The organism is Kitasatospora sp. NPDC005751 (assembly GCF_040630835.1).
Taxonomy (GTDB): domain Bacteria; phylum Actinomycetota; class Actinomycetes; order Streptomycetales; family Streptomycetaceae; genus Kitasatospora.
On sequence record NZ_JBEXYC010000164.1, the window covers coordinates 1 to 1,321 of the forward strand.

At 69.9% G+C, this 1,321-nt stretch carries 2 protein-coding genes; both read left to right on the plus strand.

From position 1 onward, the window contains the following. A partial coding sequence (locus ABZ497_RS36810; RefSeq protein ID WP_359812511.1) for an RICIN domain-containing protein occupies positions 1–743 on the plus strand: 743 nt, incomplete at its 5' end. A gap of 164 nt (positions 744–907) precedes the next feature. After that, on the plus strand, positions 908–1,321 hold a 414-nt coding region (locus tag ABZ497_RS36815; RefSeq protein WP_359812514.1), incomplete at its 3' end, for a trypsin-like serine protease.

Below are 1,321 nucleotides of genomic sequence, written 5' to 3' on the forward strand. Positions count from 1 at the left end.
CCGCCGGTGAGGAACTCCGGGTGACGGGCTACGGCCGCACCAGGACCGAGTGGGTGCCCGACAAGCTCCACAGCGCCCTCTTCACCGTCGGCGCCGTCGCCCCGACCGGCCTCGCCATCACCGCCAAGGCCCCGGCGGACGCCACCGTCTGCAAAGGCGACACCGGCGGCCCCGCACTACGGCAGGTCGGCGACCACTACGAACTCGCCGCCCTCAACAGCCGCTCCTGGCAGAACGGCTGCCTAGGCTCCACCGAAACCACCCGCACCGGCGCCTACAACACCCGCACCGACGACCTCGGGACCTGGATCCAGCAGACCCGCGCCGTCGACTGGAAGATCCCCCTCGTCAACACCAACAGCGGCAAGTGCCTGGAGATCGACAGCTCCCTCACGACCGATGGCGCCCCCGCCCAGCAGTGGACCTGCCACAGCCTGCCAACCGCCCGCTGGATCTTCCACTGGGCCGGTGACGGCTGGGAGGTACGCAACTCCAACAGCGGCAAGGCCCTGGAGATCGAGGACTCCCTCACTGCCGAAGGCGCCCGCGCCCAACAGTGGACTTTCCACAACATCCCCACCCAGAAGTGGGACCTCGTCAGCGCCGTCGGCGGCTACGCCCTGAAGAACCGCAACAGCGGCAAGGTCCTGGAGATCGACGACTCGCTCAAGACCGACGGCGCCCGCGCCCAGCAGTGGACCTTCTACAACATCCCCACCCAGAAATGGTCCTTCTCGTACTGACTCCCCGGAAGCGTTCAGTGCGTGCCGCACGGGGCCGGCCGGGGATATCGACGTAGGAGGGGGCGGCGGCCAGGCGCCCGCCGTGCAGGTTCAGCAAGCCCGTCCCAGTGACCGAGGCCCACACGCTGTCAAGGCCGCCAGGGCCGACAAAGGGGGAGATCCTGATGTTCCGCTCACGCCCACGCGCCACGTGGATAGCCGCGCTGGTCACTGCTGCCACGGCCACGTGTGTCCTGCCTGCCGGTACGCCGGCCGGTGCTGTCGCCGGTGACATCGCGACGGCGGGTTCCTACGCCTTCACCGCCAAACTGGACATCGGCACCGGCGCACGGTCCTGCAGCGGCGCGCTCGTCGACCCGTACTGGGTCGTCACCGCCGCCTCCTGCTTCGCCGACAATCCCGCCCAGCCGGCAACCGTCCCCGCCGGCCCGCCCGCCCTCAGAACCACCGTCACCGTCGGCCGCACCGACCTCACCACCACGGCGGGTCAGGTCCGGGACATCGTCGAACTCGTCCCCCGTACCGACCGCGACCTCGTGCTCGCCCGGCTCGCCACTCCCGTCACCGACATCACCCCC